The following is a 3,099-nucleotide window of genomic DNA, read 5'->3' as shown; positions in this document are numbered from 1 at the left end:
GGAGGCGGGACTCAACGCCCGCAACACCCTGCGCACCCTCGATGCCGCGCTCGGCCGCGTCGTCTCCGCAGCCGAGGCCGACCCCAACAACACGATCGACCTCACCGCGGTCCTCGACCAGCGGCGCAGCATCCGCGAGCTCGACGCGTCCATCGGCCGCGCGGTCGCCGCCGTAGAGAACGGCGCTCCCGAGGTCACCGTCGAGGCACGCCTCGACCGCGGGTCACTCGCCAGCCTCCGCACCGGCATCGACGCCGTCGTCGCCACCCTCAACCGCACCACCGACCCGGTCGAGGTTGAGGTCGAGGTGGATCGGGACTGGGAGGGCCGCGTCAACCGGCTCGGCTCGTCCCTGCTGCGCCTCGGCCGGAGTGCGGGTTCGTCGGCCGCATCGATCGCCCCGCTCGTCGGTCGTGTTGGCGCTCTTGGCGGCGCCGTTGGTGCCCTCGTCCCGGCCGCCGCGGCCCTGGCCGCAGCCATCCAGCAGATCGCCCCCGCCGCCGCTGTCGCCACGTCCGGCATGCTCACCATGCGGCTCACCGCCGGCACCGTGAAACTCGCGATGGTCGGTGTCGAGGACGCGATCAGCGACGCATTCGACCCGGACGTGTCGGTCGAGGACTTTCACAAGTCGCTGGAGAAGCTGGCCCCGGAGGCGGCCAAGTTCGCCGACGAGATCCACACGATGCGCCGCGAGCTGAAGGCCGTACAGCTGGGCGTGCAGAACAGGGTCTTCAAGGACTTCGATGAGATCCTGCGGGGGCTGGCCCAGCGGGTCGGACCACAGGTCACACGGGCCCTGAACAACACTGCTGACTCCCTGAACAGGGTGGGCAAGAACGCGGGTATCGCGGCCGCTCAGATCTCCGAACGCGGTGTCCTCGGGCGGGCTTTGACTGGCGCAACGAAGAGCCTCCAGAACCTGGAGGAGGTACCCGCGAGAGCGCTGACCGGCTTCGGTCTGCTGGCGGCTGCTTCGGCGCCTGCGATGAACCGCATTACGAAGGCGGTGGATGCGGCGTCGCTGCGGATCGCAGAGAAGCTGAACGCGGCCTTCGAGTCGGGTGAGCTGGAGAAGCTGATCGACAAGGCCGTCGATACCTTCGTACAGCTTGGCCGGATTGTCGGCAATTTCGCTAGCGGAGTCGGCAACATCTTTGGCGGTCTGACTCAGGACGGTGGCGGCCTGTTCGACACGCTGGAGAAGATCTCGCAGGCGTTCGAGGATTTGACAGAGAGCGAAGAGTTCCAGTCCATTCTCAAGGAACTTTCGCTTACGGTCGGCACGCTGGTTACCGCGTTGCTTCCGCTGCTCACTGAGGCGTTGAAGATCCTGGCTCCGGCCATTGAGCTGATCGCGCCGGCGTTCCGCGAGTTCATCGTGGAGGTGGCGCCGCATGTGATGAAGTTCTTGGAGATGTCGGCGCCGCTGGTCATGGAGCTGGCGGAGTTGCTGGCCATTGCCCTGCCGTATGCGGCCGGGATAACAGGTGGCGCGCTGGAGGCGCTTGGCATCATCTTCAGTGGTCTGGCAATCATCATCGACCGGGTGGTCGTGCCGGCGCTGCGGTGGTTCCGGGACAACCTGAGCCCGCTGAAGTATCAGATCGACCGGTTTGTCGTGGACGTGGTGACGAAGACGCCGCAGGTCGGCGATTCGATCGAGAACATGACGGCTGAGACCAGCTCGTCGCTGCTGCGGTTCGGCGACAATCTGGTCGTCAAGACCCTGTCGAAAGTCAACCAGTTCGTCGTCGGCGTGCAGCAGTTGACCGCCAAGGTCATCAAGTACATGTTCGACCTGGCATTCGGAATTCGCGACGCTTTCAACGGGGTGCTCAATGAGTTCTTCCGGATCGGTCAGGACCTGATCGGCGGACTCATCAGCGGTATCCGCTCGATGATTCCCAACGTGCTCGGCCTGGCGTCCAGTCTGGCCAATGAGGTGGTCAGCACCATCAAGGGCGCTCTCGACATCCAGTCCCCGTCCCGCGTCATGATGGCCATCGGTGAGGACACCGGCCGAGGGTTCATCATCGGCCTGGAGAGCATGTTGCCTGACGTGCGGAAACAGGTGAACAACCTCGCCCATGCCGCCAAGCTCAAGCCGCCTTCCGGGTTCGGCGCGGTGGGCCCGGTAGGCATCACACCCCTGGGCCCCGGCGGAGGAGTGGCCCCAGTGAACGTGTACCTCGGCAACCAGCTGCTCGCCTCCTATGTGGACGGTCGAGTGGCCACGGCCAACACCCGTCGAAACCGCGTCTACGTGCAGGGATTCAGGTACTGATGGCTTGCGAACCGCTCTTCCTCACCGCGGACTTCACTGCCGCGCCGGGCACGCAGACGACCGCCATCCTGGAGTCGGCGTCCTCCGCGCTGGGCCCGTGGACGTTCATGCGCGAGGTCGCCCTCACGGGGCAGGTCGGTGCCACCTACGACACCACGCCCTCCGACGGTGTCCCCACCTGGTACCGGTGGACCGCCCAGCCCGGCAACCAGGTCATCACGCAGGGCCCGATCACCCCACCTGCTGCGGGTGACGTCGTGTGTGTCCGTGACCCGCTGCGCCCGTGGGCAAACCTGACGTTCGGGTTCTGCGCCTCGGCGGAGGCCCTGAACGCCGCGGCCTGCGGGACGGGCGGAGAGCCGTTCGTGTGGGGCGGCTGGGGCGAGAAGGTCCGCCGGGCCGATGCTGGCCTGTTCGACCGGTTCGACTCTGAGACCCCGGCCGACGTGTACGGACGGCGCAAGAACCTCGACTCCAGCATCCGGTTCCTGACCAAGACGAACGCTGCCCGTCTGGCTGTGCGCGATCTGTTTACCTGGGGCGGTCCGCTCCAGATCACGGCGCCCGCGGCGTATGGGTGGGAGCCGTACACGGTGCAGCCGGGTGACCTCGTCGAGGGGTACCTGGCGGATCCGATTGACCAGCGGTGGCCGCACCGTTTGTGGGCGGCGCCGGTGACGGTGGTGGATGACGCGGGGGCGGGTCCGATCCAGGGGACGGTGTGCGCAAACTGGTGCCGGGTGGCCGAGACGTGGCCGACGTACGCGGACATGACGGCGTCTGGCGGCACGTGGATGGACATCCTGGAGGGC

At 66.7% G+C, this 3,099-nt stretch carries 2 protein-coding genes; both read left to right on the top strand.

Going from position 1 to position 3,099, the window contains the following annotated elements; all coding sequences use genetic code 11:
* Positions 1-2,287, top strand: a 2,287-nt coding sequence (locus ABZZ22_RS26920) for a hypothetical protein (RefSeq protein ID WP_354938622.1), incomplete at its 5' end; no start/stop codon positions are given.
* Positions 2,287-3,099, top strand: an 813-nt coding sequence (locus ABZZ22_RS26915) for a hypothetical protein (RefSeq protein ID WP_354938619.1), incomplete at its 3' end; no start/stop codon positions are given. The genes ABZZ22_RS26920 and ABZZ22_RS26915, both read left to right, overlap by 1 nt.

This window comes from Nocardioides sp. NPDC006273 (assembly GCF_040613495.1).
Lineage (GTDB): Bacteria > Actinomycetota > Actinomycetes > Propionibacteriales > Nocardioidaceae > Nocardioides.
Note: the sequence above shows the minus strand (reverse complement) of the source record. Positions and strands in the feature narration are given on the sequence as shown.